We start from the raw sequence: 2,559 nt of genomic DNA on the forward strand, positions 1-2,559 counted from the left end.
CCAACCTGGGCGCTGATCCAATCGAAGGTCCATTGCGTTTTGATGGCGCTCCCTTCTACCTGAGCCAGGTCGATCTGCCGGGATTCCTCGCTGCCGGGCGTATGCCCCCTTGGTGCGCAGCCTGGTTTATCAAGGAAACGCAAACATGAACCCCAAGGATGCGCTCGCACAACTTGCCGATTTGTATGGCATTGCGCCGCACTATCAGGACCTGAAGGGTGATTTCTGTCACACCAATCCGGCCACGCAACGCGCCTTGCTCACCGCGATGGGGGTAAAGTTGGAGGGCGATTTGCCCACCATTCTGGCCGAACATGAAGCGCGGCCATGGCGTAACTTGCTGCCGCCCGTATGGGTCGTGCGAGCGGTGACAAAGATCGTTGCGGTACCGGTTGCATTTCCTTCCACGTGCGGGGCTGACTTGTATCGATGGCAGTTGACGCAGGAAGATGGCATGTGTGAAGAGGGGGGGTTCCGGCCGGCGGATCTTGAGGCCACGGGCAGCCATCAGATCGATGGCGGGCAGTACCAGCGTGGCTTGCTGCAGTTGCCCTCCTGTCCGAAACCAGGCTACCACCAACTGACAGTGCGTGCACCCGATGGTGTGGAAACCCGCATGTCGCTGATTGTTGCACCTGCTACTTGCTACCAGCCCAAGGCACTTGCTGGTGGGGGGCGAATCCATGGGGCCGCGCTGCAACTTTATGGAGTGCGGTCCCAGCGTAATTGGGGCATCGGCGACTTTACCGACTTGCGCCTCATGGTCGAACTGGCCAGTGAGGCAGGCATGGATATTATTGGTCTTAATCCACTGCATGCTTTATTTCCGGGCAATCCGGCCCATGCCAGCCCGTACAGTCCATCAAGTCGTTTGTTCCTCAATATCTTGTATCTGGACCTGGAAGCGGTAGCAGATTTTGCTGAATGTGATGAAGCCCGCACCTTGGTTGCGGATAAAATGTTTCAGGCCCGCTTACGTGCGCTACGTTCTGAGGAACTGGTCGATTATTCCCAAGTCATGGTGGTCAAGCAGACGATACTTAACTGCTTGTATCGGCACTTCAGAAAACGGCATCTGAACGAGAATAGCGAACGTGGACAGCAGTTTCGTGCATTTCAATCGAGTGGATCGGAAAGCCTGCGGCGCTATGCATTGTTCGAAGCGTTACAGGCACATTTTCAAGAGCAGGATATCAGTATATGGGGTTGGCCGGTATGGCCGGAAGCTTACCACGACCCTGCATCGCAGGAAATTGTCGATTTCTTGCAAGATCATTGGGAACAGATCGAGTATTACGAATACCAGCAGTGGCTGGCGACCCTGCAACTCGATGCGATTGGCAAAACTTCTCGGGACTTGGGTTTGAGCATTGGACTTTATGGCGATCTGGCAGTCGGTGTGAATCGCGGCGGCGCGGAAGTATGGGCTAACCAGAGCGATTATGCGCTCGGTGCCAGTATCGGTACACCGGCTGATTATTCCAATCCGAACGGACAGGATTGGGAATTACCCCCATGGATACCAGAGCGTTTGCGTGCGGCGGCCTATGCGCCCTTTGTTCAGATGCTGCGCGCCAATATGCGTTCAATGGGTGCGTTGCGTATCGATCATGTCATGGGACTGATGCGGCTATTTTGGATTCCGCACGATGACGTTGCCGTGGCGGGCACCTATGTGAATTATCCTTTTGATGACTTGCTTGGTATCTTGATGCTGGAGAGCCAACGTAACGGTTGTCTGGTTATCGGGGAGGATCTGGGCAGTGTCCCTGATCATTTACGCGAACAATTGCAACGTGTTGGTATCTTGTCTTATCGTGTGCTGTTTTTTTCCCGCGATGAACAGGGTGGGTTTATCCCCCCTGCCGACTATCCTGTGCAGTCTCTGGTAACGGTGACTACCCACGATTTGCCTACCCTCTACGGTTTTTGGCATGGGCAGGATATTGACCTACGCACGACGCTAGGGCTCTTTCCCAGCGAAAATATGCGGCAGGAACAGGTGATGGAACGCGTGAATGACCGCGCTGCCTTGCTCATGGCCCTCGAACGCGAGGGACTGCTGCAAGCGGGGGACAACTTGCATCCGGGTGCCAATCCAGACATGTCGCTGGAATTGGTGGGCTCGGTGCACCGCTTCCTGGCCAGAACACCGGCACAGGTGATGATGATCTGGCTCGAGGACGTTTTTGGTCAGATGGATCAGGTTAATTTGCCCGGTAGCACGCGTGATGCCTATCCAAATTGGCGACGGCGTTTGATCATCAATCTGGAAGAATGGCGCGACGACTCGCGGTTGAAGCACATGGTCGAGGCCATTACCGCCGAACGAGTTGGCTCCGGGAAAGCACTGCCACAACCGATCGACCTACCGCAAGTACACAATTTGCATATTCCATTATCCACTTATCGTCTGCAATTCAATCGTGATTTCACTTTCAACCAGGCACGGGCAATCGTTCCTTACCTGAGCGCACTGGGCATTTCACACCTGTATGCCTCGCCCTATCTCAAGGCGCGTCCAGGAAGTCGGCACGGCTACGACATCATCGATCACAA

1 protein-coding gene is annotated in these 2,559 nt (G+C 54.8%); it reads left to right on the plus strand.

Going from position 1 to position 2,559, the window contains the following annotated elements; genetic code table 11:
- Window positions 1-145: 145 nt before the first annotated feature.
- Window positions 146-2,559, plus strand: a 2,414-nt coding sequence (gene malQ / locus M6F29_RS11610) for a 4-alpha-glucanotransferase (protein ID WP_298160058.1), incomplete at its 3' end; no start/stop codon positions are given.

Source organism: Ferrovum sp. (genome assembly GCF_027317285.1).
GTDB lineage: Bacteria > Pseudomonadota > Gammaproteobacteria > Burkholderiales > Ferrovaceae > Ferrovum.